Annotated in this window: 27 protein-coding genes and 5 pseudogenes; 19 read left to right on the forward strand and 13 right to left on the reverse strand. The window is 67.4% G+C overall.

Annotated elements, in window-relative coordinates; translation table 11 throughout:
* The 5 genes and pseudogenes from U9978_RS18200 to U9978_RS18225 form a co-directional block, all read left to right on the forward strand.
* Positions 1 to 627 (forward strand): annotated as a pseudogene (locus U9978_RS18200) (hypothetical protein); the annotation flags it as partial.
* A 112-nt stretch (positions 628 to 739) separates the two neighbouring features.
* The gene (locus U9978_RS18205) at positions 740 to 1,270 is read left to right on the forward strand and encodes a hypothetical protein (RefSeq protein ID WP_322762340.1); all 531 of its coding nucleotides are present in this window, start codon (positions 740 to 742) and stop codon (positions 1,268 to 1,270) included.
* Between the two features lie 131 nt (positions 1,271 to 1,401).
* Positions 1,402 to 2,334: a WD40 repeat domain-containing protein gene (locus tag U9978_RS18210; protein ID WP_322762341.1), complete on the forward strand. Its 933-nt coding sequence runs from the start codon at positions 1,402 to 1,404 to the stop codon at positions 2,332 to 2,334.
* A 374-nt stretch (positions 2,335 to 2,708) separates the two neighbouring features.
* Positions 2,709 to 4,154 (forward strand): annotated as a pseudogene (locus U9978_RS18220) (AAA family ATPase).
* 395 nt (positions 4,155 to 4,549) lie between these two features.
* On the forward strand, positions 4,550 to 4,981 hold the full coding sequence (locus tag U9978_RS18225; protein ID WP_322762344.1) for a hypothetical protein: 432 nt from the start codon (positions 4,550 to 4,552) through the stop codon (positions 4,979 to 4,981).
* 486 nt (positions 4,982 to 5,467) lie between these two features.
* Here U9978_RS18225 and U9978_RS18230 read toward each other — a convergent pair.
* From U9978_RS18230 to U9978_RS18245, 4 genes and pseudogenes are all read right to left on the reverse strand, one after another.
* Positions 5,468 to 5,633, reverse strand: a pseudogene (locus U9978_RS18230) (IS701 family transposase); the annotation flags it as partial.
* A 213-nt stretch (positions 5,634 to 5,846) separates the two neighbouring features.
* Positions 5,847 to 6,278, reverse strand: a complete 432-nt coding sequence (locus U9978_RS18235) for a hypothetical protein (protein WP_322762345.1) — start codon at positions 6,276 to 6,278, stop codon at positions 5,847 to 5,849.
* Positions 6,250 to 6,987 (reverse strand): DUF433 domain-containing protein, encoded by a 738-nt coding sequence (locus U9978_RS18240; protein WP_322762346.1) that lies wholly within the window; start codon positions 6,985 to 6,987, stop codon positions 6,250 to 6,252. The genes U9978_RS18235 and U9978_RS18240 overlap by 29 nt, the downstream gene beginning before the upstream one ends.
* 772 nt (positions 6,988 to 7,759) lie before the next feature.
* The gene (locus U9978_RS18245) at positions 7,760 to 8,167 is read right to left on the reverse strand and encodes a VOC family protein (protein WP_322762347.1); all 408 of its coding nucleotides are present in this window, start codon (positions 8,165 to 8,167) and stop codon (positions 7,760 to 7,762) included.
* 78 nt (positions 8,168 to 8,245) lie between these two features.
* On the opposite strand from U9978_RS18245, the gene U9978_RS18250 reads away from it, so the two are divergent.
* Positions 8,246 to 9,028, forward strand: coding sequence for a TetR/AcrR family transcriptional regulator (locus tag U9978_RS18250; RefSeq protein WP_322762348.1), 783 nt, complete (start codon positions 8,246 to 8,248; stop codon positions 9,026 to 9,028).
* Positions 9,029 to 9,117: 89 nt separating this feature from the next.
* Here U9978_RS18250 and U9978_RS18255 read toward each other — a convergent pair whose 3' ends face one another.
* From U9978_RS18255 to U9978_RS18270, 4 genes are all read right to left on the reverse strand, one after another.
* Positions 9,118 to 10,350, reverse strand: a complete 1,233-nt coding sequence (locus U9978_RS18255) for an RNA polymerase sigma factor (protein ID WP_322762349.1) — start codon at positions 10,348 to 10,350, stop codon at positions 9,118 to 9,120.
* Complete coding sequence (locus U9978_RS18260; protein ID WP_416211031.1) at positions 10,347 to 10,670, reverse strand: YciI family protein; 324 nt, start codon at positions 10,668 to 10,670, stop codon at positions 10,347 to 10,349. Before U9978_RS18260 ends, U9978_RS18255 begins: the two co-directional genes overlap by 4 nt.
* Positions 10,671 to 11,137: 467 nt before the next feature.
* Complete coding sequence (locus U9978_RS18265) at positions 11,138 to 12,409, reverse strand: ATP-binding protein (protein WP_322762351.1); 1,272 nt, start codon at positions 12,407 to 12,409, stop codon at positions 11,138 to 11,140.
* Positions 12,410 to 12,841: 432 nt separating this feature from the next.
* On the reverse strand, positions 12,842 to 13,096 hold the full coding sequence (locus tag U9978_RS18270; protein WP_322762352.1) for a Txe/YoeB family addiction module toxin: 255 nt from the start codon (positions 13,094 to 13,096) through the stop codon (positions 12,842 to 12,844).
* A gap of 41 nt (positions 13,097 to 13,137) precedes the next feature.
* On the opposite strand from U9978_RS18270, the gene U9978_RS24155 reads away from it, so the two are divergent.
* Complete coding sequence (locus U9978_RS24155; protein WP_416211034.1) at positions 13,138 to 13,257, forward strand: group II intron maturase-specific domain-containing protein; 120 nt, start codon at positions 13,138 to 13,140, stop codon at positions 13,255 to 13,257.
* Between the two features lie 170 nt (positions 13,258 to 13,427).
* Here U9978_RS24155 and U9978_RS18275 read toward each other — a convergent pair whose 3' ends face one another.
* From U9978_RS18275 to U9978_RS18285, 3 genes are all read right to left on the reverse strand, one after another.
* Positions 13,428 to 13,853, reverse strand: coding sequence for a type II toxin-antitoxin system VapC family toxin (locus U9978_RS18275; protein ID WP_322762353.1), 426 nt, complete (start codon positions 13,851 to 13,853; stop codon positions 13,428 to 13,430).
* Complete coding sequence (locus tag U9978_RS18280) at positions 13,850 to 14,083, reverse strand: type II toxin-antitoxin system Phd/YefM family antitoxin (protein ID WP_322762379.1); 234 nt, start codon at positions 14,081 to 14,083, stop codon at positions 13,850 to 13,852. Before U9978_RS18280 ends, U9978_RS18275 begins: the two co-directional genes overlap by 4 nt.
* Before the next feature lie 371 nt (positions 14,084 to 14,454).
* Complete coding sequence (locus tag U9978_RS18285) at positions 14,455 to 15,618, reverse strand: restriction endonuclease (RefSeq protein WP_322762354.1); 1,164 nt, start codon at positions 15,616 to 15,618, stop codon at positions 14,455 to 14,457.
* Positions 15,619 to 16,779: 1,161 nt separating this feature from the next.
* Here U9978_RS18285 and U9978_RS18290 point away from each other — a divergent pair.
* The 5 genes from U9978_RS18290 to U9978_RS18310 all read left to right on the forward strand — a co-directional run bounded on the left by U9978_RS18290 (position 16,780) and on the right by U9978_RS18310 (position 20,391).
* Positions 16,780 to 17,547 carry a TetR/AcrR family transcriptional regulator gene (locus U9978_RS18290; protein ID WP_322762355.1) on the forward strand — a complete coding sequence of 256 codons (768 nt, stop codon included), beginning with the start codon at positions 16,780 to 16,782 and terminating at the stop codon, positions 17,545 to 17,547.
* A gap of 158 nt (positions 17,548 to 17,705) precedes the next feature.
* A complete protein-coding gene (locus U9978_RS18295) occupies positions 17,706 to 19,223 on the forward strand; it encodes an FAD-dependent monooxygenase (RefSeq protein WP_322762356.1) in 1,518 nt (505 codons plus the stop codon).
* A 15-nt stretch (positions 19,224 to 19,238) separates the two neighbouring features.
* A complete protein-coding gene (locus U9978_RS18300; protein WP_322762357.1) occupies positions 19,239 to 19,547 on the forward strand; it encodes a hypothetical protein in 309 nt (102 codons plus the stop codon).
* Between the two features lie 2 nt (positions 19,548 to 19,549).
* On the forward strand, positions 19,550 to 19,942 hold the full coding sequence (locus tag U9978_RS18305; protein WP_322762358.1) for a metalloregulator ArsR/SmtB family transcription factor: 393 nt from the start codon (positions 19,550 to 19,552) through the stop codon (positions 19,940 to 19,942).
* The gene (locus U9978_RS18310) at positions 19,939 to 20,391 is read left to right on the forward strand and encodes an SRPBCC family protein (protein ID WP_322762359.1); all 453 of its coding nucleotides are present in this window, start codon (positions 19,939 to 19,941) and stop codon (positions 20,389 to 20,391) included. The genes U9978_RS18305 and U9978_RS18310 overlap by 4 nt, the downstream gene beginning before the upstream one ends.
* A 143-nt stretch (positions 20,392 to 20,534) precedes the next feature.
* On the opposite strand, the gene U9978_RS18315 is transcribed toward U9978_RS18310, so the two are convergent.
* Entirely contained in the window at positions 20,535 to 20,795 is a 261-nt protein-coding gene (locus U9978_RS18315) for a hypothetical protein (RefSeq protein WP_322762360.1), read from the reverse strand.
* Between the two features lie 59 nt (positions 20,796 to 20,854).
* On the opposite strand from U9978_RS18315, the gene U9978_RS18320 reads away from it, so the two are divergent.
* From U9978_RS18320 to U9978_RS18345, 6 genes and pseudogenes are all read left to right on the forward strand, one after another.
* Positions 20,855 to 21,076: an AbrB/MazE/SpoVT family DNA-binding domain-containing protein gene (locus U9978_RS18320; protein WP_322762361.1), complete on the forward strand. Its 222-nt coding sequence runs from the start codon at positions 20,855 to 20,857 to the stop codon at positions 21,074 to 21,076.
* Entirely contained in the window at positions 21,073 to 21,780 is a 708-nt protein-coding gene (locus U9978_RS18325; RefSeq protein WP_322762362.1) for a Fic family protein, read from the forward strand. Before U9978_RS18320 ends, U9978_RS18325 begins: the two co-directional genes overlap by 4 nt.
* A gap of 470 nt (positions 21,781 to 22,250) precedes the next feature.
* Complete coding sequence (locus U9978_RS18330) at positions 22,251 to 22,409, forward strand: hypothetical protein (protein WP_322762363.1); 159 nt, start codon at positions 22,251 to 22,253, stop codon at positions 22,407 to 22,409.
* A gap of 105 nt (positions 22,410 to 22,514) precedes the next feature.
* Positions 22,515 to 22,964 (forward strand): DUF4062 domain-containing protein, encoded by a 450-nt coding sequence (locus U9978_RS18335; RefSeq protein ID WP_322762364.1) that lies wholly within the window; start codon positions 22,515 to 22,517, stop codon positions 22,962 to 22,964.
* 132 nt (positions 22,965 to 23,096) lie between these two features.
* Positions 23,097 to 23,438 (forward strand): annotated as a pseudogene (locus U9978_RS18340) (TetR-like C-terminal domain-containing protein); the annotation flags it as partial.
* Positions 23,414 to 24,433: a Rieske 2Fe-2S domain-containing protein gene (locus U9978_RS18345; protein ID WP_322762365.1), complete on the forward strand. Its 1,020-nt coding sequence runs from the start codon at positions 23,414 to 23,416 to the stop codon at positions 24,431 to 24,433. The pseudogene U9978_RS18340 and the gene U9978_RS18345, both read left to right, overlap by 25 nt.
* Before the next feature lie 87 nt (positions 24,434 to 24,520).
* On the opposite strand, the gene U9978_RS18350 is transcribed toward U9978_RS18345, so the two are convergent.
* Positions 24,521 to 25,018: an SDR family NAD(P)-dependent oxidoreductase gene (locus U9978_RS18350; protein ID WP_322762366.1), complete on the reverse strand. Its 498-nt coding sequence runs from the start codon at positions 25,016 to 25,018 to the stop codon at positions 24,521 to 24,523.
* 56 nt (positions 25,019 to 25,074) lie between these two features.
* Between U9978_RS18350 and U9978_RS18355 the strand changes: the two are divergent.
* Positions 25,075 to 25,335: pseudogene (locus tag U9978_RS18355) on the forward strand (hypothetical protein); the annotation flags it as partial.

The raw sequence follows: 25,335 nt of genomic DNA on the forward strand, positions 1-25,335 counted from the left end.
CCACCCGGCTCCCCGGCGCACGGCCTTCCCGAGCCCGGCCAGTACTTTTCCCCCCCGACGCCCGCAGGCCCGCAGCCCCTTCCGAGGTGGGTCGCCAACCCGGCCCAGAACCCTAACCTGATCTGGACCGGGATCGCGCTCGCACAGGCTGCCCTCGTCATGCTCCTGCTTGGCGTCCTCGCAGGCTGGGGCTGGTTCGTCGTGCTCACGCTGCCGTTCTGGCTGATCCACACGGCGAACGTCTACCTCGGCGGCGCCTTCTACGAGCTGCCCCACCACGCGCTCGACCGCATCCGGACAGTGCGCGCCGCGACCGCGCCCGGCGCCCCCCCGCTCCCGCCGGTCAGCCCCGCGCCCGCACCGACGATGCGCCGCAACCTGATCATCAATGGTGCCGTCCTCGTCGCGTTGCTCATCGGCACCGTCCTGTGGTGGGACACCGCCGGCGCCGGGAACCCGATCAACACGAAATGCTCCGACTTCATGGCCATGCAGCCCGACCAACAGCAAAGGCTCCTCCTCAGCCTCCCCTACTCGGACATGACTATCCTGGCGAACCGCTTTCAGTACCTCACCAGTTGCGCGGCGTCCGGGGGAAAGCTCGGAGACCTCATGCCGCGAAACTGATCCGGCGAGTGGCCAAGGCGATCGTAACCTCGCCCTCGCCATCTTTCGCCTCTACGGCATTACGAAAATCAAGGAAACAATCGAGTTAATCGAGGGGACAGCATGGTCCAGAATGATCGCTCCCGGCGGGGCATCCGTGGGTAAGGTAAATGTTCCGGACACCGTCCGTGCGGTCGCGATCGTGCTCGCTGGCGGCTTCACGCTCGCCGCATGCTCCTCCGGTACACCGGCTACGTCTGGCGTAGTCGCGAGCCAGGCAGCGCAGAGCGGGTCCGGTACACCGGCTACGTCTGGCGTAGTCGCGAGCCAGGCCGCGCAGAACGGGTCCGGAACCGACTGCGGTGCCTTTGCCGGTGCCGCCGAATACAAACTGGTCGTCAAGGGGAAAATCAGCTGCGCCGACGCCAGCAAGGTGATGGTGGCGTACCTGCAGCAGGGCGTTGCAAACAACCGGGACGGCGTGCATGTGAAGGTCGACGACTGGTCCTGCATCTTCGACCAGGACCCCACATCGGCCGTGGCACATCTCAACGGTTTCTCGTGTATGCGTGACGGCGATGTGATTCAACTGTTGGTTGATCCAACTGTTGCCGACGTTGATCCAACTGTTGCTGACGACGCCGGAAGGATGACCCACGAATGAACGGCTCAACACGGCGCCGGATTTCCGGCCGATCAGGCGGTGGAATCGTCATCTTCGGCGTGTTGGCAATGTTATTGGGCGCCTGCGGCGGGGGTCAACACGCTCCAGCCGCCGACCAGGCACAAAAGGGCTTGGAAACAGCACAGCAGCCGAGCACAAAAGCCGCGTCCGGCAGGCAGGGAACCGTACTGAAGATAGCCGGGGGATTTGCTCTTGACGCGGATTTCAGCCCCGACGGGAAGACCCTCGCCGTTGCCTCGGTCCTTACGGCCAGCAACCCAGGATCGGGCTCGATCGAGCTGTGGGATGTCGCCACGGGCCACATCAGGACGACCCTTTCGGACACCGGCGCCGCCGTTTCCAAGGTGGCGTACAGCTCGGACGGGCGCACCATCGCAAGCGCCGGAAACCACGGCACCGTCCGGCTCTGGGACGTGGCCAGCGGCCAGATACGGCAGACGCTCGACGAACCGAAACCCGGCACCGAGTACTGGATGACGGCATTGGCCTATAGTCCGGACGGGAAGTTCGTCGCCTCGGTCGACACCATGTGGAACGTCGTAACGGGTCAGCGCACGCCCATTGTTCCGACCTTCACGAACGCCATGTACAAGCGCTGCATCGCGTTCAGCCCCGACGGCACCCGCCTGCTCGTCTGCATCGACGGCTACGTCGACGTGCTGGACGTGGCGACCGGGAAGGTCGTCGTCAACTATAAAGGGCACCGGGCCGTCGTCAGCGACGCGGCGTTCAGCCCCGACGGCAAGACCGTCGCCTCGAGCAGCGAGGACGGCATCACCCAACTGTGGGACCCCGGCACCGGGCAGGACGTCGCAACCCTGCAGGACGCCGGCGGCCTGGCCGCGTTCAGCCCGGACGGCAAGCACCTCGTCACAGGCGGCTCGTCCGGACCGAAGCTGTGGCAGGTGGACAGCCGTGCGGCCGTCGCCACCCTTGCCGGGCACTCCGACAGGATCACCTCTGCCGCGTTCAGTCCGGACGGCAAGACCGTCGCCACCAGCAGCCTCGACAAGACCGTACGGCTCTACCCGGCCGAGGGATGACAACATAGCCCATCGCTACCTGGGCCTCCTCCGCCTCGCGACGCATCCACCTGACATCGTTCAGCCGTGGCTGGGCCGTCGACTACGACTTCGACGCCGACCGTGTGGTGGGCGCGGGTCAGTCTAGACGGATCTCGTCGCTGGGCTGGCCGGCGCCGTTCGACCGTGATCTCGACGGCGTTCTGGCCGAGCAGGGTGCCTTCGCGGACTTCGTCTACGTCTTCGCCGGAGGTCGGTGCCAAGGCGCCGGTCCGTCTGGTTCCGGCGTACACCCGCGGAGTGGCGCTCGGCGACCACTGGTGATCGTCGATCTCCGGTGGGCGGTAGGGTTGTGACCAGCGTGTTCGACTGTCGCCGCCGCGGGGAGTATTTCCATGGGTCGTCGGTTCAACACGGCGGGACCGTGTCGGCCGGGGATCGACTACATGGTCCCGGCGTTGTCACGGCTGCCGGAGGTTCCCGGGCTGGTGGCAGGGGAGGGCTACTTCGTCGTGCACGCCCCGTGACAGACGGGGAAGACAACGACGCTGCTGGCGCTCGCCGATGAGCTGACGGCCGGTGGCCGGTACGCGGCGCTGCGGTTCTCCTGCGAGGTCGGCCGCGCGGCGGGCGACGACTACGCCGCCGCGACCCGCGGCATCCTCGACCGGATCCGGGCGAGCGCCGAGGACGCGCTGCCGGCGGATCTTCGCCCGCCGCCGTGGCCGAAGGCGTCGGAAAGCACCCTCCTCGTCGAGGCGCTGCGGGCGTGGGCGCAGATCTGCCCGCGGCCCCTGGTGCTGTTCTTCGACGAGATCGACGCTCTGCGCGGTGAGGGTCTGATCAGTGTTCTCAGCCAGCTCCGCGACGGCTACAGCAGCCGGCCGCGCGACTTCCCCTCGTCGGTCGCGCTGTGCGGCCTGCGCGACGTCCGCGACTATAAAGCGGCAGCCGGGGGCGACCCGGCCCGTCTCGGGACCTCGAGCCCGTTCAACATCAAACTGGAGTCGCTGCGGTTGGGAGACTTCACCCTGGACGAGGTGGCCGTGCTCTACGGCGAGCACACCGCCGACACCGGGCAGCCGTTCGCCCCGGGCGCCATGGAACACGCCTTCGAGCTGACCAGCGGCCAGCCGTGGCTTGTCAACGCGCTGGCCCGCGAGGTCATCGAGAAACTCGCGGTCCCCACCGCGGAGGCGATCACGGTCGACCACCTGGAGGAGGCCAAGGAACGCCTGATCCTTGCCCGGGCGACTCATTTGGACTCGCTGGCTGCCCGGGTCGCCAATCCGATCTACCGCGAGGTCATTGTCCGGGTCCTGTCGTCGAGCATCCAGGAAAGCGTCACCGCCGACCCGCGCTCCTTCATCCGTCCCGACTGCACGTTCGATTTCCCGAAGGTGCTCGACGAGTTCGCGGACTGGTGGATCGAGCACGGCGACTTTCTCATCACCGGCGGTTTCTACAACGAGGCCGCCCCCCAGCTCATCCTCATGGGCTACCTTCAGCGCGTCGTGAACGGCGGTGGCTATGTCGAACGCGAATACGGCGTCGGTGCCGGCCGGATCGACCTGCACGTCCGCTGGCCCTACACCACCCCCGACGGCACTCGTCATCTCCAGTGGGAGGCCCTCGAGCTGAAGACCTGGCGAGCGGGCCGCGCCAACCCGCTACGTCAGGGCCTCAAGCAGCTCGACCGTTACCTCGACCGCCTCGGTCTGGACGCCGGCACTCTGGCCATCTTCGACCAGCGCCCCGACGCCCCCGACATCGCCGAACGTACCGCCATCACCACGACGACCAGCCCTTCTGGCCGCACCATCACCCTCCTGCAGGGCTGAATCGGGCCCGCTGGCCGGGATGGGCGGTAGCGCGCTTCGAGGGTCTCGTGCCCGGCAACGCTGTTGAGATCGTCGTAGGACACCTCGGGAAGCGGCAAATCCAGGTGCTCCCGCAGCAGCCGCAGAAGTTCAGCGCAGCCGTTGGTCTTGACGTACGCCTCGAAGGCGTTGCCGCGGGCGATGGCGAAGCTGGACAGGCCGAACGCGGTGGGGTACCCAATGGCGGCGCGACCGCCTCGTGGGACTCTGTCCGCCGCCTGATGTGTCGCCCTGGTCGCGACGGCTGTCAGGCGAGGCATCCGGATACAGAACCTCGGGGGCGGGTACGGGTCGGCTGGAGGCAGCCAACCGATCCGCGAGGCCCAGGGCCAAGCGACCGAGAAGGAGGGTCAACTATGAAGGCGCTGTCTGAGCAGCTCAGCGAGTTTTCCGACCGAGCGAGGAAGGTCGATGACGTGGTGGGCGCGGCGCGGGAGAAGAACCGCGCGCGACTGGAGACAGAGCGAGCCGCGCTGACGACCTCTGCCACGGCCGCCAAGACCAAGGCAACGGACAAGGTCGAAGAGGCGAAGGCCGGCATGCAGACACAGTGGGACGCGGTGCGCTCGTCGGTAGAGCAGCGGTTCGCCGAGTCGCGCGCAGATGCCGACAGGCGACGAAACGAGCGGGACGTCCGCAAGGCGCAGCACCATGCTGAGGTGGCTGAGCAGGACGCCGTCGACGCAATCGACCTAGCGCTCTCCGTCCTCGACGGGGCAGAGTACGCCATCGTCGACGCGGCCATCGCCCGCACCGACGCTGACAACCTCGCCGCGAGCCGCCAGTAGGACTTTGAGATCGACCAGTGGCCGCGGGCCACAGCAGGGACACCGACCCCTTGCAGGAGCCTCCTTGGCCCGCGCCACCACGAATGCAGGCCGGCGCCCGGCCGGCTTTCGCAGGCCTGACTCGATGCCGACAGTTAGATCAATAACCCTGGGGTTGCGCCGTCTTCCAGCGCCGACCACTTAGCGGCATCGCCACGTGCCCAACAGCCCGCGTGAAGTTGCTCCGTCTAATGCGACTCGTTGATCGTTCCTCGAGACATCAACTCTGACACGCGGTTGAGTGCTTCGGCGGTGCGTGCGTCCTGCTCTTCTTTCGGCAATCTGACGAGGGCCAGCTCCGACTCGCACCGTTCGCGCAGGTCATCTCAATCAAACCAGCGCAGAGGGTGACGGGGGTCGGCGGAGTCGTAGATGCCTTGCCCGAACGCCTCCATGATCTCCAGGTCGTACCGGCGATGGTTGTGGCTGTCGTGGGGCGGGAGGAGGCCCGGCCCATCGTCGTGGTGACTAGATCGTCGTTACGTCTGGTCGCCAGCACATGGGACATGTCGCGTTGCTCGAGTCAGAACCGCAGGCATTTCGCCTGCCTGTATGCCTCGTCCGCACTCATCCAGGAGAACGGGACCCCGGCGGTCAGGGCCCGTTCGATCAAGGCGCCCCCGGGTGGGGGTTCGCGGGAAACCCGAGCGCATTGCGCCTCAATCGCATGACGGAGGCCCGGTTCGGCACCACTGCCGTGCCCGACAGCGACGACCCCGCCGGACGTGCCCTCGGCACCGGGCCGACCCGGCAGCCGCGTGCGCCTACGACCAGGTCCGAACGCTGGGCCCCTACCGTCGCCGCTGCCGCTGTGACCGCCCGCCGGTCACCTGGAGACGAGGGGCATCTCGCCGACGCGGTCCTGGTGGACGTGGAAGAAGTACGGCCCATGCCTGGTCCGCGCGACACGGAGGATCTCGTTCTTGTTGTCGATCAGCCGTTGTGCCATCTGACGGCCGGTGAGGTCCTGGCGCGCGAGTGCGAAGCAGCGCGCGCCAGAGTGGTGAATTGCTTTCACGACCAGGCGGTTGAACCGCATCTTCGAGTCCTTGGTGAGCACAGCCATGCCAGCCAGGGTCACGTCGGGTATCCAGTCCTCGTCGGCGAGGCGTTCGGCTTTCGCGGGCCCGTAGTAGTCCTGCATCGTGACGATCTCAAAACCGGCTTCCTGTAACGCCGCGGGCACGACCTTGGCGCCCATGCCACGATCCGTGAGGAACCGCGGCGGGTCAGCCGGTACGTCGGGCTGCGACGTCAACGGCGTCCGCGATCTCGTCGATGGAAATGCCGTAATCGTCCGCGAGGTCCTCGAGAGGCTCGCCGGCTCGGTGCCTACTGAGGACGTTCTCCAGCGGCGCTCCGCTGCGGACGAAGTAGGGTTGGCCGAAATTCATGCGCGGGTCCGCGGCGACGATCGCGGTGTCGTAGCCAGGAAGCTGGATGTGCTCGACAAGGTCGTCGTCGGCATAGGTGATCAGTCGTAGGTAGCGTTCGACGACCTCGGCGAAGACTCGCTGGCCGCTGCGGATGGCGATTAGCTCACGCACCCCGCGGGCGGCGCGCGGATCGGCGTCGTCGTGCTGCGCGTAATCCCACAGCAGCTCTGCACCCGCCAGGTAGAGCCGGCGGCTGGCCAGCGCGTGATCCAGGCCAACCTTGTCACGCAGGAAGTCGAGCGCCGGCCTGATCTGCTGCAACGGGACGTGTGCCTGGCGGAACGCGGCGAGTACCAGCCCTTCCGCCAGACCGATGAACGGCACCGTCGGCCCACCATGGAAGGGCGCGGGCAGCGCCGTGACCACCGGAGTTTTGCGTACTCGTCGGCCGTCCGGGGCCGTCCGGGTGTAGCCCCCCGCCCACGTGCCGAAGGTTGTCGGGCGCAGGGCCAGGTATCGCGCGGCCTCGGCGAGGTTGTACAGGGGCACGGTCAGCCGGACGTCCTCCCCAGTGTCCAGCCGTCTCGTCACTCCTCGATCATGGCCTATCCGCCCGCGGACGCGCACGGCGGTTGCCGGCGAGTCCCGCCACACGGTCCGCGATCGACGTCATTTGATGACTCCCATCGGAGGCAGCTGGTAGATGCAGGACAGCCTGGATACATCAACGAGCCGATCCCATCCTCACTACGCTTCGTAATTGAAATCTATCGATGTGCTTGAGGGTCGAACCAATTGATCGGCGCCCTGAGGTGGACATCTCCTACTTGACCAACTGTCGGAACTTATAGGTCTTACCTATTTGCCCAGGTCAGGGCACTATTACAGGCCGTGGTGGAGCGGGTGGGACCCGAACCCACGTACGATGTCAAAGTCACGTCCCCGCAGCACGGGTGGCCACACGCCCAGCCCATTCAGCTCCGGGCAGGCCGCCACGACCGACTTCACCTCGGGCGCGACGCATCCCAACCATCGGATCTCCACCGACCGGCCGTGCGTCACGCCAGGCTACGAGGTAGGTTCCGGCCCCACACTCCTGCCGCTCGTAACGCTGCCGGTGAAAGCTCGTCCTGCCGCTCAGTCAGGCTCTCTACCCGGAATCGTGTAGGCGTCGGTGGCGGTGCCGACGGTCGAGCGAAGGCTTCCGCTCAACGGCTGCTGGTCAACCACGATCGCCGCCGTCAGGTTCGCCAGCGAGTCCACATCGGGGCGACCGGAGCTGGGTAGCAGCGACTGGATGAGCGCCGCATGGGTCTCGTGGAGCAGCCGTCTGGATTCCGCTGGCGTGCGGTGGGTGGTCCGATCAGCTTCGGTCGCCGGCCCAGGAGTGCCCGCCGTCGACCCACTCGACGAGTTGGATGACGACGCCGTTCGGGTCGGTGACCTGGAACAGCCGCTCGCCCCACGCCTCCTCCTGCATCGGCATCGTGATCGGCACCCCTTCCCGACGCAGTCGCGCCTCCTGCGCGGCAAGGTCGGCCACGACCAGGGCGACGATCACGCCGGCCGCGGATTGGTCGCGCAGACCCTCGGGTAGCACCTCGATCCCTCGCCGCAGCAGCACGATGTCGACGGCGGCATCGTCACGGCCCAGGGAGACGAAACCTTCGGCGACGACCCTCTCCCGGTATCCGAAGTGATCGACGAGGAAGTCGCGGGAGGCTGCGACGTCGTTGACCGTCAATGAAAGGGTGGTGGATGTGACCTGCATCAGGACTCCTCGACTTGCCGGCAAAGAACTCTGTACACAGTACTCTGTACGTCGTACAACGTAGACGAGGGGCGAGCGATGCCCGCTTACCGAAGCGGTTCAGGTGATCCAGCTCGCACGTTGGCGCTGCTGTGGCGCGAGCCCGGGTTCGGGCAGTCGGCGCGCGGACCCAAGCAGGGACTGTCCGTCGACAGGGTCGTCGACGCCGCGATCACGCTGGCCGACACGGCTGGCCTGGACGGGCTGTCCATGCGCAGCGTCGCCCGTGCCGTCGACGTCTCAACGATGGCGCTGTACACCTACGTCCCCGGCAAGGCTGAACTTGTCGACCTCATGCTCGACGCCGTATACCTGCGCATGGAACGCCTCCCGGTCGACAGGCAGTCCTGGCGGTCCCGGCTCACCGCCATCGCCGAACAGAACCGGGCACTGTTCGACATGCACCCGTGGATCGCCGACGTATCCACCGCCCGGCCACCCCTCGGGCCCGGGCTTATGGCGAAATATGAGTACGAACTGTCCGCGTTCAACGGCTTGGGCCTTGACGACGTCGCCATCGACGACGCCCTCACCTACCTGCTCACCTTCGTCCAGGCCGCAGCCCGGGCGGCCATCAGCACCCGTGCGTCACAGCTCGACAGCACGATGAGCGACGAACAATGGTGGGCCGCCAACGCACCCCTGCTGGCCCGCGTGTTCGACTCGACCGCCTACCCCACTGCGGCCCGAGTCGGTACTGCCGCCGGCGCCGCCCATGGCAGCGCCTATCACCCCGACCACGCATACCAGTTCGGCCTGGCCCGGGTACTCGACGGGCTAGCCGCCCTCATAGGTGGACAGCAGGCCAGCGCCGGCCGCTAACCACACTCGTGCCGCGCCCTGGCCAGCGCCGCGTATTCGTCGGGGCCGGCCGTCGCTTTGCACAGGGTTTCGATCGGGATTCGCGGGCGCTACCCCAGCTGGTCGCGGCGGCGGGTCAGGTAGGCGATCTCGGCGGTGTTGCCCGTCAGCTCGATGGCTTTGTCGTAGGCCGCGCGCGACTTCTGACTGCGGCCCAGCCGGCGCAGGAGGTCGGCGCGGGTCGCATGGTAGGCGTGATAGCCGGCCAACGTGTCCTCGAGACGGTCGACGGTCGCCAGTGCCACCTCCGGGCCGTCGAGTTCGGCGACCGCGATGGCCCGGTTGAGGGCGATGATCGGCGAGGGGTCGAGGCGGACGAGCTGGTCGTAGAGGGCGACGACCTGCGACCAGTCGGTATCGCGTACATCGCGGGCGGAGGTGTGCACGGCGTTGATCGCGGCGAGGATCTGGTAGCGACCCGGAGCCACCCCGGCGGCCAGGCGCTCGCGCACCAGCCGATGACCCTCAGCGACCAGCGCCGCGTCCCAGGCCCCACGGTCCTGCTGGTCGAGGGTGACCAGTTCGCCGCTGCCCGAAACCCGGGCGGTGCGGCGGGCCTCAATGAGGAGCATCAGCGCCAGCAGACCGGCCACCTCACCGTCCTGCGGCATGAGGGCACGGATCAGACGAGTCAGCCGGATCGCCTCGGCGGTCAGGTCGTGACGCACGGGACCAGCGCCGGGGCCGGTCGCCAGGTAGCCCTCGTTGAAGACGAGGAACAGGACGGCGAGCACGCCGGAGACGCGCGCCGGGAGATCCTGCTCGGACGGCACTCGATAAGGGATGCGAGCCGTCTTGATCTTGGCCTTCGCGCGGGTGATCCGCTGCCCCATGGCGGCCTCCTGCACCAGGAAGGCACGGGCGATCTCGGGCACGGTCAGACCACCGACCATGCGCAGCGTCAGCGCCACGCGGGTCTGCATCGCCAGCGCCGGGTGACAGCAGGTGAAGATCAACCGGAGCCGCTCGTCGTCGATGGCGCCGACAGGCTTGGGCGGGTCGTCGTCGTACAACATCTGAGCCTCCTTCTGCTTGTCGTCGCGCTTGTTCTCGCGCCGGATCCGGTCGATGGCCTTGCGGATGGCGGTGGTGGTCAGCCAGGCGCCGGGGTTGGGCGGCACGCCGTCGGCCGGCCAGTGCTCGACGGCGGTCGCGAACGCCTCGGCCGCCGCCTCCTCGGCGATGTCGAGGTCACCGAAACGCCTGGTCAGGGTGGCGATCACTCGTGCCCACTCCTCGTGGTGGGCCCGAGTGATCGCCTCCTTGACGTCGGCCCTGTTCACAGGAACGGCCGCACCTCGACCTTCCGATTGCAGGCCTTCGACCCCTCGGCGGCCAGCTTGAGCGCCACATCGAGGTCCGCGGCCTCGATGATCCAGAAGCCGGCGAGGAACTCCTTCGACTCCAGGAACGGCCCGTCGGTGAACATCGCCTCCCCACCCCGGTTATCGATCACAGTGGCCGTGTTGGACGCCCCGAGGCCGCCGGCGAAGACCCAGTGGCCCTCGGCCACAAGCCGGTCGTTGAACACGTCGATCGCGGCCTGCTCCTCCGGGGTGGCCAAGCCATCTTTGTCAAAGATCACGGAAACCATGTACTGCATCTCGGATCATCTCCTGTGCGTTGGGGCACCCCTCGTGGGCGGCCGCTCACCCTTGCTACGAACACCTCTGCCCCGATCCGACAGCACCGCCCGGACATATGTGCCGGGCCTGCTGGACCGGGACGCGGCGTCCGATGACGACCCGTCGGGGATCCGCATCTGCTCGTCGCCGACTACCGGCGGGCGCTGGTCACGGTTGGGGAGGCATGGCGGCCCGACCTGCTGTTCTGCCCGGCGGGTCGAGGACCGTCCGAGTCTTCTTTTTCGGCGGTGGCAGGATGCTCCGGACCTGCCGCGGTTGCCGGTGGATCGGCGCACCGTTGGCACCCCTGTTCCGCAGCGACGTCGTTGCGAACCCGGGGCGACCGGCCTTTGTCGATTGGGCAGCCGGAATGTCCGGTCTGCCGAGCCACAGACTTGCCTCGGCGGGCCAGTAGCCAGTACTCGGTATTGAGGGCGCTGGGCGGTTACGGGGCCCAGATCGCGTCGACGGGCATGACATGTAGGCGGTCCTCGAAGGTGTACGACCGTGCTCCCAGGTAGAGCGCGACGCCGGCCGTGAAGGCGTCGCCGGTCGCGTCGCGCAGCTTGCGGAGTGGGGCGAGGTCCTCACCCGGTACCCGCCCGGCCGCCTTTACCTCGAAGGCTACGACCGTCCCGTCGTCGCGTTCGACCACAAGGTCGACTTCGTCGCCGTCGCGGGTGCGCCAGTGTCCGACTCCGCTGACCCAATCCGTCCAGGACGCCTGTTTGAGCAGCTCGGTGACGACGAACGTCTCGAGCAGGTGCCCGAACTCAGTCAGTGCGGTCGGGTTGCGGGCCGCCAGTTTCTGCGGTGTCAAGCGCAGCAAGCGGGCGGCCACGCCGGAGTCCAGGACATGGATTTTCGGGGACGCGGCGGACCGCGCGGTGAGCGTCGTACCCCAGGCATTGAGGCGGTACAACAGGAACACCGCCTCCAGGAGCCGTACATAGCTGTGTGCGGTCTTCTCGTCGAGGCGGATGCTGGAGGCGGCTCGGGTGATGTTGAGTATCTGTGCGGTTTGGCTCGCGAGCCTTTCGAGCAGGGCCGGCAGCGAGGCCGCCTGGCGGATTTTGCTGAGTTCCCGGACGTCCCGTTCGAGGCTGAGGCTGATGTAGTCGTCGAACCAGCGGTTCCGCGACGCGAGGGAGGCCCGCGCGAGCGCCGACGGGAACCCGCCTACCGTGACACTGTCGACGTACTCGTCGCGGGTGGTCCGCGATGGAGGGGTCGCGGCCACGGCGGCGAGCGGGTCGGCGAACAGGTCCTCCAGCAGGTGCTCGCGGACCCCTCGGAGCTCGCCCTGCGACAGTGGGTAGACGGGCAGTCGGTGAAGGCGACCGGTGAGCGCCTGAGCGGCTCGGGGTAGTGCCTCGTGCCGGGCCGAGCCCGTCAGGACGAAGCGACCGGGCCTGCCGTCACGGTTGAGTTCCGCCTTGATCGCGTCGAGGACGAGCGGGACGTGCTGGTACTCGTCGACACAGATCGGGCCAGGACCTGCGACGAACGTTCGCGGATCTTTTGCTACCGCGTCGCGGAGGGTCACGTCGTCGAGGTCGACCACCTCCGCACCGACGGCGGCTGCGAGGCTCCTGAGCAGGGTCGACTTTCCCACCGACCGAGGACCTTGGAGGAGGACGACGGGTTCCTCGGCCATTCTTTCCGCGACGATAGGCGCGAGTCGTCGTGGTACCAGGCCGTGCAACCGCGTGTTCATAGCCGGGAGCCTACTTGACCTACGGATCTGGAGCCCTTCGAGCTCTAGATTTGGAGGCACCCGAGCTACGGATCTGGAGGGCCAGGAGCTACGGATCCGGCGAGCTTGGGGGAGGGAACTTGCGCTGCCGGGCGGCTGGATCTGGCCGAGCGTGACACCGTTCCTGTGGCAGGTCCAGGCGTCGGCACCTTCACCCACCCGTCTCAACCCACGACAGGAGACGGCGGCCTCAAGGAGTGAGTGCGCCGCAGAGACTGCCAGGACAGAGAAAGCCCAGGTCACGAGGGTGGCTCTAACGTGTCATTGGGAGAACCGTTCGTCCAGTCGGGGCACGGCTGTCGACCAGGCACGATGCCCAGTGAAGCCCGAGCGGGCAGCATTGTCGAATGGCTCGAACGTGTGTTCTGTAACTGCCCCAGCCTACTCGATGCCTCAATAGTGGTACCTGCATTGAGCCATGCGGATCTCGTCGCCGCTAGCCTTGTAGATGAGTCGGTGCTCGTCGTTGATGCGCCGCGACCAGTAGCCCTGAAACCCGTGCTTCAGGGGCGCAGGCTTGCCGATGCCGTCGTTCCCGTTGCGGGCGATGTCCTGGATCAGGGTATTGATGCGCTTGAGTATCTTGCGGTCCTGGGTTTGCCACCATACGTAGTCTTGCCAGGCGTTCTCGTCCCAGACGAGCTTCACTCCGCCAGGTTCCGGACGACGCCGCCGCCGCTCTCGAGCCGCTGGAGGACCTGCTGACCTGGCTCAACCGGGTCATGCACGGGTGGGCCGGCTACTTCCAGCACACCAGACCGAGCGCTGGCCGACGCGGCACACCTCTCCGCCCGGTTTCCCGATCCTGATCACACCCGCGGCGCAACTGGATCGCTGCGTCTCGGCCTGCGTGAGGTGAAGACCAGGCCAGGTCAGTGTCGACGGACACGAACGCCGGCGCTGCGTATGGCGCCCGAAGACGCGAGTGCGCCTGGTCCTGCGCCCAAGGTTCTGTGACGCCCAGCTTGGGGGCGCCTGCCTACATGTGGGAGGTCCAGGGATTGACGAGTGGGACGCCCATGGGGGCGAAGTCGGACTCGTTGCGGGTGACGAGCGTGAGGCCGTGAACCTGGGCTGTGGCAGCGATGAGCGCGTCGTGGGCTGGGCGCCGGTCGGGCACGTGGAGTCTTGCTGCCGAGTCGGCGACGGCCTGGTCGACGTCGAGCAGCCGGCCCGGATATGCGGGGATGACGCTGTGGTCCAGCCAGGAGTCGAGGAGAGCCGCCTGTCGCGCGTCGTGTCGTCGCTTGTTCTCGATGCCGGCACGCAGTTCCAGCAGGGTGATGACCGAGAGGAAGGTGTCTGACGGTGACAGGGTCTCTGCCCAGGCGTTGAATCGGTCGTCTCTGCGCTTGGCGGGCTTGCGTAGCTCGGAGATAACGTTGGTGTCGAGCAGGAAGCTCACAGATCAACCTCGCGCACCGAGTCCCGCGGGCGCACAGGCTCGAAGTCGATGTCCTCGTCCAGGACGAACGCGTCGCCCAGGTTGCCCGCGGTGCCCGTGAGCCGCTGGTAGTCAGCGAACGACAGCAAGACGTGTGATGGTCGTCCGCGATCCGTGATGATCACTGGGCCGCTGGTGGCGGCTCGCTTGATCGCGCTCACGTCGCGGTTGAACTCCCGTGATGAGACCATGGTCACCGCGACCACCTCCCCGGTAGGTACGTACCTACCCTACTCGCTGCGGAGTGCGCGTTCGGCCGGCGAGCACAAGCGATCGTGGTCCAGCGGGGCAGGCAGTCCCCGCTGTCTGCAGCTTCGGACCGTTGACCAGACGGTTTCGTGTGCGGGCCTGTCCTTGTGTTGTGTTCAACGCTTTCCACCAGAATGATCTTCTGCTGTCAATGCTGGAGACCTTGGTAGATGACGACGCCAACATGGAGCCGGTCAGGAAGGCGTTCGACACGACGAGGGGTGACTTCCGGGCGAAGTTCACCTCGGCGGTGCAGGCGCGGCTGGCGCAACTGGCGTGTGGAATTCGTGCACGACTGCGGCGGCCCGCCGAGTCAGGCACTTCCCTGCGCACGCCTCCCTCGTGGCTCAGCGACGCCGGGAATGACATCGACACCGAGATACCTCTTGATCATGTGCTTCAGCTCGGCGCCTTTGACGAGAGTGATCCGGTTGCTGCGCTTGGCGAAGGCTATGCTCGATGGACCGAACCACGAGGTAGTCACTACCATGCCGGTCGCCGCGTTGTGATCGGCCATCGCTCCGGCGATCGCCTGTACCGTCCCAAGCTCGACTCTGTTCTTCGTTCGCTTAGCCTGCACCAGACAGACACCACCGAAGATGATGTCGTCTTTGGTCGCTACGACGTCGATGCCGTCGTCCCCGGAATTAATTGTGCGGTAGGATTCGATTCCCATCGCCTTGAGGAGCTTCTCAATCAGCTGTTCGAACTCGGTGGGACTGAGTTTCTGCAGGTTCGGGCGTGAGTCGAGATTAGCTAGCTCGGTCGAGTCGTTGGCGAGCCGGAACCGGTGGAGATCGAAGATGACGACGGGCTCGACGGCCTGCAGGTCGTACGGGTTCGGTGAAACCTTTGCTCCGAGCCCGCGAAGACAACCGACGGGGTCTGTGACGCAATCGATCTTGAGGTTTCCCTCGAAGATGGACCGCTCAGGTTCGAGGCTGACCAGATGATAAAGAGTGTCCTTACCGGTCGTGGGGTCCACGTCGGTGACCGTTCCGTTGAAGACCACGACGTCGACGAGGTCGAGATCCTTGGTGACTCTGAAGATTTCGTACAGAGTGCGTAAGGCTACCCACGCCACAAGCTGGGCGTAAAGCTTTTTGACCTCGACATCCTTCCACCTTACGGGTCTGATCTCGGGAGCCGTTTTGTAGAAACGGTACTCACGGACCTCTGGTATGACGGTTGTTCGGGGAAACTCGATCTCGACGACGATGTCATGTTCCTGCGGCCGGTAGGCGATCTTCCGTGCCTGGGGGAACCCGTCAGGGTAGGGAGTGGCGGCGAGGGCTTGACCGACGAACCACTCGACGGCCTCCGGCTCGCCTTCCGTGCATGCAGTCCACCGCGCGGCGAGGCCGGCGTTGTGCGCCGCAGCTCGGTTGTCGGCCGCGGCCACACGCTGGTCGTGCCTGGACCGGGCGGCCTCGAGCGCCCGCAGCCGATCGGCTTCAGCGTCCTGAAACCGGGCCATGTCGCCATCCCAGTGTGCCCGTGCCGCCTCGAGTTCCCGCTGATATCGGCCCGATCCTCCGACCAGGCGACCGACGATGCCGGGAGCGGGCGGCGCGTAGTCCGCCCAGTCAGGAGCAGCGCCCGCCACCGCCAGTGCTCCAGGTCGGAAGGCCGGACGATCGGGAGTAACCTCAAGATCGCGTATGCTGAAAACCGGAAGCTCCAGCACTCCGAGAAGGAGGCTCCTGCCCAGTTCGGCGACCCGGGCTGCAGCTTCTGTGCTCTGCCTTTCTGCGGAACGCTGCTGTTGCGCCAGATAGTCCTGCTTGGCCCGCTGCGCCATATCGCGTTCATGTCTTTGACGAGCGGCGGCAGCTTCCTTCTCGGCCCGCTGAGCTGTAGCGCGCCGTTGTTGCCAATCCGACTGGCCGTCACCCGACTGCGCCATAGTCCATCACTCCCCGTCCGCAATCACAAACGCATAACCACAGAATACCAACCAGACGTGGCCAGTCGAGTGCATTTCGAGAGATCGACCCACCGACTCTGCAGTTGACATAAGCTGCCGATGATCCCCGGATGACATCAAGCCACCCGCTCGAGGAGCGGCGTCGTCGAGGCCGCAGCGAGAAGTAGCACGGCAGCGGATCAGTGCGCCGCGCCGCCGGCATCTGGCAAGGGCTCGAACGTGTCGGCGAGTTCCCTGGCGCAGGCGATCGCCGCATGCGTGGTGTCTCCCGTCACTTCCCGCGCTGCATGAATGGCCGCATTCCGCCAGCGGTCAACGGGGCAGCCCGACACTTAGAGCGACCGGCAATAGGGGACGCGGCGTCGCGGGGCCGGGGCACGCACCTCGCCGCATCGCTCCCCGTCCATCGCTTCGCGAGGCACGGGTACCCCGGCTCGTCGGTCGACACCCGACACCTCCGGTGCCTGCCTCCGCCGCCTCGCGATCTACGCACCCCAGGCCCGCTCCTTGATCCACGCCCCTATCGCCGGGCGCTCTTATGGAGGCGGGCTTGTCGACGGGAAAGGACGGCGCCCGTGGGAGGTAAGGCCGTCCGGACTGCGCACACAGTAACGGCTACGTCGTAGCCATTATGTTTCGACTACAGTGTAGTCATGCCGGCGGGTGCGAGGCAACGGCGCCGGGCTAACTGGTGGAGCAAAGGTGGTGCCCGTGAGGCAGACAGTTCCTCGGCCGGGGAGTCCGCGCTGGTGGCAGGGCCGCCCTGATCGGGACAACGGCGGGGGTCAGGGCCCGGGGCGCCCCGCCATGCCGGCCGAACGCGTCATCGCCGCAGCGGTTGAGCTGGTCGACGAGGTGGGACCGGTCGATTTCAGCATGCGGCTGCTGGCACAACGGCTGCAGTCGAGTACGGCGACCCTGTATCGACACTTCGCCAGCAAGGACGAGATCTTCGTCCATGTCGTCGAACACGTGCTCGGTCAGGTGCCTCGACACCTCACCGACACGGCGGAAACGGCGACGTGGCAGGAACGGCTGTTCGCCATTGCTGACGCGTTGTTTCGAACGCTGAGAGAACACCCGACGGTGGTGTCCCTCTTCAACCGTCACATTCCTCTTGGTCCGCACGGTCTCGCCGGCCGTGAGACCGCAATAGGCATCATGCTCTCCAGCGGATTCTCGCCCGAGGCCGCCGCCAAGGCATACACTGCGGTAGCGCACTACGTCATCGGTTTCGCCAGCCAACTGGGCGCCCACGGAAACGACGGCCCCGCGGAGGACCAGGACATCCGCGAGTTCTACCGCTCGCTTGATCCGGCACGTTATCCCGCCACGGTGGTCTCGGCCTCGTTCCTTCCGAGCTCCCTGGACGACGAGTTCCGGTTCGGGCTGCAACTCATCGTCGACGGACTGGCCACGCAGCTGACCGCCGCCTCAACGCCGACGGTCACCTCACCCCACGCGCCGGACGTAGCGTAGGTCGACCGGAAGCCCCGCAGAGCACATCTGTCAGGGCCCGTAACTACCGCCTTCGCCCGGCGCGTTCGGCGGCCCGGTTGTCCCAAACCGAGCGCTGGCTCAACCGGGAAATCCCGGCTACGCTGTAGCCGAAATGGCAAACCACGGGAGGTGACTGCATGGGCGACCGCGTCGAGGTGCTTGTGGTGGGTGCCGGACCCACTGGGCTGACACTGGCCTGCGACCTGCAGCGCCGCGGGGTCAACTTCCGCCTCATCAACGCGGCGGACCATGGCTTCGAGGGCTCACGGGCAAAAGGGGTCCAGCCGCGGACGCTGGAGGTGTTCGACGACCTCGGCGTCCTGCCCGATCTCCAGCCGCGCGGAGCGTTGTACCCGCTGCTCGGCATCCACATCGGTCCGCTCACCCTGCCCTTGGTGATGATCAAGAACCACCAGCCGACCGAAGACGTACCTCATGGCAACACCTTGCTGGTGCCTCAGTTCGAGACCGACGCATCGATCCGGCGACGCCTCGAGGAGCTCGGGGGCACCGTGGAGTACAGCACTCGACTCGTTTCGTACGAGGAAGACTTCAACGGTCTCGTCGCGACGGTCGAAGGCCCAGCTGGTACCGAGCAGATCCACACCCGCTTCCTTGCGGGCGCGGACGGTGGGGGCAGCGTCGTACGTCGCAACGCCGGTATCGACTTCGTCGGCACGACAGACGAAAGCGACCGCATGATCGTCGCCGACGTGACGCTCAGCGGCCTCTCGCGCAAGCGGTGGCACATCTGGCCGCGCAACAGAGGCCGCTTCATGGCGCTGTGCCCACTTCCCGGCAGCGACAAATTCCAGCTCATGCTCAAGCTGCGCCCCGACGAGGAAGCCGACCTGAGCCGCGACGCGGTCAATCGCCTCGTCCAGGAGTTCGTCGGCCGAGCCAAGCTGCGCGTTCAGGAGATCCACTGGGCGTCGGTCTGGCGTCCGAATATCCGGTTGGCCGAGCGCTACCGATCCGGGAACGCCTTCCTCGCCGGTGACGCCGCCCACGTCCATCCGCCCACCGGAGCCCAAGGGTTGAACACAGGCATCCAGGACGCGTACAACCTCGGCTGGAAACTGGCCCAGGTACTGGCCGGAGCACCAGATGCCCTGCTCGACACCTACGGGACCGAGCGGCAACCGGTCGCGGCACGAGTGCTCGGCCTCTCGAGCGAGATCTACGCGGGCATGAGCAACCGGCCCCTCGCGGCCGCCAAGCGCGGTGACGAGGAACGACAGCTCGCCCTCACCTACCACGGCGGAGGCCTCGCTCCGGACGGCGGCGAGCAGAACGAGGGCGTCCGCGCCGGCGACCGCGCGCCGGACGCCCGCTATACCGACAACTACGGTCATTCGGGTCGACTCTTCGACGTGTTCCGCGGACCGCACTTCACGCTGATTGCCGTCGGCGATGAAGCGATCGACGCACTTGCACAGATCAATTGGCCAGGCCGAGGTGCACAACTGAGGACCGTCGCTATTGCGGCGGACGCCGCTCCCGGACTCAGACGCAGGTACGGGATCCAGGGGCCCGCCCACATTCTGGTGCGGCCCGACGGCTACGTCGCCTACGTCGCCTACGTCGTCCATGACGACTGGATTGCCGCCATCGACAAGCACGCCCAGCTCATGCTGCCGCCGCTCGCTGGCTAGCCGGGTCTTTCGCACATGGGGATTCGGTGGCTTGACCGGCCCAGTTTCCGATCATGGTGGTCGGGTGGGGTCGACGCCGAGGAAGCCGAGAAGTTTCTGCTGGAGTGGTCCGGGTCGGGGGATGAACGCCGGCGCGCCGTCGCGGGCGGGAACGAGACGCAGACGGGCGAGGGCTTCGAAGATGAGCCGGCCAGTGGGCCGGGCGGGGTTACCGAAGTAGCGGCCGGCCATCTTCACGGCAGGGGCGATCGCGGCCCGGATGGCGCGTTCGACTTCGTACCGATCGCAGCCAGCCGGGCGGTGACCGCGGCCTCGTCGGGGTAGTGGTGGGTGCCCAGGGCGCGGCGGAGCCGGGCGAGGTCGTCACGGCGAGCGGGTTGACGCAGGCGCGCCGACAGGCAACAGTGAACCCCGTGGTTCACCGTCAGTTCGCAGCGCTCGGCGACCCGACCCGTCTGGCCATCGTCGAGCGGCTCGCCCGCGGGCCGATGTCCGCCGGTGACCTCGCGGCGCCGACGACGCTCTCGCTGCCCGCCGTGCTCAAGCACGTCCGCGTGCTCGAGGATGCGGGCCTGGTGACGACCGTCAAGCGCGGCCGCGTGCGCGAGTGCCGGCTGCGCGACGACGCCCTCGTCGCCGTGGCCACGTGGACCGCACAGCAGCAGGCGCTCTGGTCGACCCGGCTGGACGCTCTCGGCACCCTCCTGGAGGACACGTGACCGCCACCCCGCTCCTGTCGTTCGACCTCGAGCGCACCTACCCCGCGCCGCCCGAGCGCGTCTGGGCCGCCTGGACGCGCGCCGACCTGCTGCAGCGCTGGGCCTGCCCCGACCCCGCCTGGCGCGTGTCGACCTGTGAGGTCGACGCCCGCGAGGGCCGGGGCTACCGGCTGCGGTTCGGCCCCCGCCCGGCCGGCGACGCGTACAGCGAGACGGCGACCTTCGCGGTCTTCGAGCCCGTGGAGCGGCTCGTGCTCGACGTGCTCACCGCGGGGGAGGACATGGCCGAGCGCTCTCGCTGCACGGTGCTGCTCCTGCCGGTCGAGGGCGGGACCCGGCTGGAGCTCACGGTCGAGGGCCTGTCGGGCGCCCTGACCGCCGAGCACATGCGCGTGGGCTGGACGTGGTGCCTGGAGGGCATCGCCGAACACCTCGGCGCCGCGGCCTGAGGCTCACGCCGTCCCGTACACCAGGCCCTCGACGACGGTCACCTGGCCGCCGGGCCGGGCGCGGGGCCCCGGGCTGGCCCCAAGCCGCCACGCTAAGCCGCCACGCTGCCCTGCGCGATCGTCGCCCCGCGACCGGAGTGATCTCACCTGTAAACATGGCCCCCGCCCGGGACTCGAAGATCGCCGGTCGCGATGACGTCGAGGGCGGCGTCCTCGTCGTATGTCTCGAGGGTCGCCAGCGCACGGCGTATTCCCTCGGCCGGGGCAAGCAGTTCGGCTGCGAAGGCGCCCGCGACCCGGTCATCGTCGGTGTGGGCGGAGGACAGGAGGAGGTGCGCTGGTATGGACGAGGTTGACCACGGCCTCGAATAACTCCAGTAGTGGTTCGGGTTTGCAGATACCACGCACCCCGCACAACTAGTCACCGGGCGTCGGCCGCCACCAATCGTGGGTTCGTACCTGGATGTATCATGTTCGTATGCGGAAGAAGGTCGTCACGATCGGGAATTCGGCGGGCATCACGATCAGCCCAGCCGAGCTGCGTGCTCTGGGCGTCGGCCCCGGAGATACGGTCGAGGTGACTATCCGTGCCGGGGTGCTCGAGGCCCGCGCCGTGAGCCGGTACGAAGACACCCCCCTGCCCGACCTGATGGCCGTGATCAATGCGGCCCGGACCCGGTCGTGACCTGGACCCGACAGGAGTTCCTGGCCGATATCGCCCGCACCGGGGTCCTTCCACCGGAGTACGCCGAGGACGTGCTGGTGCGCCTGGCGCACCACTCCGCGGCGCTTGAGGGCAACACTCTCACCCTGGCCGACACAATCACCCTGCTGGTCGACGAACGGGTGCCTGTGGCCGGCACACCGGTGCGCGAGTTGCATGAGGTCGCCAACCACTACGAGGCTCTTGCCCGCATCCTGCGGGCCGTCGCCGACGACGAACCCCTGACCGCCGACCTCGTCCGGGACCTGCACGCTGCGCTGATGGACCACCTGGCCCACGACCGCGGCCAGTACAAGACCTCCAGCAACATCGTCACCGGCGCGTCGTGGCAGACCGCACCACCCGTACGCGTCCCAGAACTCATGCTCCAGTGGGCCGACCAGGCTGAGTGGCAGACCGCCAACCTCGACAACGAGGCACTGCTGGAGGCGATCGCCGGCGGGCACGTCGCCTTCGAACGCATCCACCCGTTCTCCGACGGCAACGGCCGTACCGGCCGCGCGATCATCGCCTACCAGACCATCCGCAGGTTCGGGTTTCCCGCCATTGTCCAGGTCACCCAGCGATCCGGGTACATCACCATGCTCGACACCCCGGACACGCCGGCCCTGACCCGCCTCCTCACGGTTTCACTCGCCGACGAGGCAAGCCGCGTCGCGGTGTAGCTGCTCGCGGCCGCGCTGCGGTCGTGATCTCCTCGATTGTCTTCAGGTGGGCTTGGGGAGCGGTCGATCAGGTTGCCGAGGCTGTGAGGTTGGCCGGATTCCGGACTGCTCATGGATGGGGCCTCCTCGCTGGCGTCTCCAGCTGGCTGCGAGCTTGGAGCATCATACGGCGGTTGGCGGGTCGCTTCCGGTAACCGGCTGTTGTCCGAAGGAGCCATCGCCTTGCCGCACTCCGGCAGACGGCGGGCGTCCTGAAGTGCTGGGACCCTGGGGGTGATCCGCCGGACACGTCGTGTCATAGGTTGACCGTCCAGCTGGGACGAGTCGCGAGACCTATTCTCACCGGTCGACCTGCACCTGACCTGGAACATCAAGATCGGCGGTCAGGATGATCGACGGTAGGGTGGTGGTTCGAGTCCCCCTCGGACACGGACACCACGCACACCGATGATCTCGGTGCCGCTTCGGTCATGATCATCTTATGTTTCGTGCTCGTAGGTCAACTTGAGGCCGCGTTCACGGTAGACCTCTGCCCTGTCGGCGGCTTCTGCCTCGCGCAGGATTGTCAGGAGCCCGCCGAGGCCCTCGACGAGGTCTTTGATCTGTTGCCGGGTGAGTCGGGCTTGTGATGGGGCGGGTGTGCCTCTGCGGCGATTACACGGATGGAAAGGCGCGACTGTCGATGGTGACGGGCACGGGAGCGGTAGCGGTAGCGTGTCCGACGTTGGCCGGCCTTGGCGGGTATTTCTCAGTCACACCGGCGACATGCGCCGCTGGCCGGCGGCGAGGTCCTGGGCCGCAGCCGCGGAGGACGCGGTGAAGCGTTTGCGGCACGCGCCCGTCGACATGCAGTACTTCGCCGCCGCCGCCGCCGCCGACCGGCCGACCTGTGCGTCTCGCTCGTCACCCGATGCGATCTCTACATCGGCATCATCGGCACCCGCTACGGCTCGCCAGTGCGGGACGACCCGGAGCGGTCGTACACCGAGCTGGAGTTCGACACCGCGACGGCGCTGGGCAAGCGGCGGCTGGTGTTCCTGATCGACGAGACCGCCGTGACAGCCGCGGCCAATGCCGGGGATCGAGCCGCGGCGGCGGCCCTTCCCAGCGGCGACCCCTGGGCGGCCCGCCAGGCCGTCTTCCGCCAGCGGCTGCTCGACAGCGGCTGCTCGACAGCGGGCTGACGGTGAGCATGGTGGCGACGCCCGAGATGCTGGAGACCGGGATCGTCCAGGCGGTCGCCCAGCTGATGCTGGCCTACGCGTTCCTCGCCGGTCCCGCGATCCCGTCAGCACCGTCAGCACCGTCAGCACCGTCAGCCCCCGCACCTCGGTCTCCAGCTGCGTCTCGGCGCGGACGCGGCGCGCCATCCGGACCTGTGGGAGCGGTATCTGACGGTGACGCTGCGCCCGCGCCTGCGATGGGTGCAGGTCGCCTTCCAACGTGCTGCGGACCGCGGCGAGATCGGCGCGGACGTCGATGTCCTGTGGGAGACCGACGCGTTCGTCGGCGCCCTGTTCATGCGGACGATGGGGCGTCACGGAGTGCGCCCGCCGGGGCCGGACGGGCGGCGCACGCTGGTGGAGCGGACCGTTCGCGCACTCACCTCGACACGACAGAAGGACGGTGCCGCATGCGACAGCTACAGCCGACGATGACGCCCACCGGTTGGTTCCAGATCGCCTGGTCGTCGGACCTGCCGGTGGGCGGGGTGAAGCCGCTGCGCTACTTCGGCCGGGACCTCGTCGCCTACCGTGGCGAGGACGGCGTGGTGCGCGTGCTCGACGGGCACTGCCGCCACCTCGGCGGCCACCTGGGGTACGGCGGCACCGTGTCGGGAGACTGCGTGGTGTGCCCGTTCCACGGGTGGCACTGGAACGGTGAGGGCCGCAACACCCACATCCCCTACCAGGAGGGTCGCCCCAACGAGGCTCGGCGGCTCACCGCCTGGCCGGTGATCGAGCAGGACGAGTGCGTCTACCTCTGGCACGACGTCCTCGGCCGCGAGCCGGACCACGGCGTGCCGCACATCTTCACCGACGTGGCTGAGCACATCAGGGACCTGGAGTTCCACCCGGCGTCGCCGCGGGGCCTGGTGCGCTACGACGACCTGACGCTGACCCCGCAGATGGTGGCCGAGAACGCGGCCGACCCGGTGCATTTCCGGTTCGTGCACGCGACCCGCCACGCGCCCGTGGCGCTGAGCCAGCGCAGCGACGAGCACACCTGGTTCATCCAGATCGGCTTCGGGCGCAGATGGGTCGAGTGGGACCCGACCAGCTACGACGGGGACACCCTGGCGATCCTGCAGGGCGGAATCGGGCTGTCCTTCACCGCGCTGTCCGGTGCCGACAACACCGCCATCCTGCTCGCGACCACACCCATCGATGACCGCACCTGCACCATGTTCCAGACCGTGTGGCTCGAACGCCTCGACGGCGACGAGGAGCCGGGTGTGCTCGAGCGGCGCATGGAGGCGGCGACCGCCCAGCTCAAGAACGACATCGTCATCTGGTCGCACCAGGTCTACGAGGACCCGCCGGCGCTCGCGACCTCCGAGGGCCGCCTGTTCGGCGACCTGCGCCGGTGGTCCGAGCGCTGGTACCCGGAGCAGCACGCTCCCGCGCGGCAGCCCGCCGCCGCCCAGGCGTGACCCCGGCCGACCGGGGTCCCGCCCGGCGCGACCCGGTGGTCGGCGACGAGCGGTACCATGACGGCGGGGTCCGGCCGGGCGACCGGGTCAGGCATTGGTCCTCTTGAGCTTGGTGAGGTAGTCGTCGGGGGGCCGGACGTACTCCATCGCGATGTGCCGAAGACCGCCGTCCACGGCGAGGTTCTCCCCGGTGACGTAGCTGCTGCGCGGGCCGACCAGGAAGGCCACCGCCTGGGCGATGTCCTGGGAACGTCCCAGCCGGCGCAGCGGCAGCCGCTCGGTGCGGTAGCGCACCAGCTCCTCGTCCTCCCACTGCGCCTCGGTGGAGCGGGAGTGGGTGATGCCGGGGGAGACGGCGTTGGCCCGGATCCCGTCGGGGCCCCACTCATAGGCCATCTGTTTGATCAGCATGACCAGGGCCGCCTTCGACGACGAGTAGCCGGTCAGCCCGCCGGCCACCAGTTCGGCGGACGCCGAGGCGACCGCGCAGATCGCCCCCGACGACTCGCGCAGCGCGGCGTGCGCGGCCTGTTTTCCAGAGTGTTTCCCGGCCCGTTTCTCAGGAAGTTTTACGGTCGGTTTCACCTTGGCATCCGGACACCGTGTCGTGGCGGTTCACCTACCTGAGTCGGAAGGTGGGGTTGCCGAGGATCCCGCTCAAGAACCTTCGGCACACGTCGGCCACGGTGGGCTTGGGGTCTGGCGAGACGCTCAAGGAAATCTCTGAGCGGCTGGGCCACTCCACCATCGCGATCACGGCAGACACCTACATGGCCGTGCCGACCGATGTTGCTCGAGCGTCGGCGGAGCGTCGGCGGAGCGTCGGCGGGCAGCGTTTGTGCAAGATAGTGACCACCGTAGTGACCACTCTAGATCATCCGAGGGCTAACGATCACTACGGA

The organism is Protofrankia sp. Cr2 (genome assembly GCF_963555885.1).
In the GTDB taxonomy this organism is placed as follows: domain Bacteria; phylum Actinomycetota; class Actinomycetes; order Frankiales; family Frankiaceae; genus Protofrankia.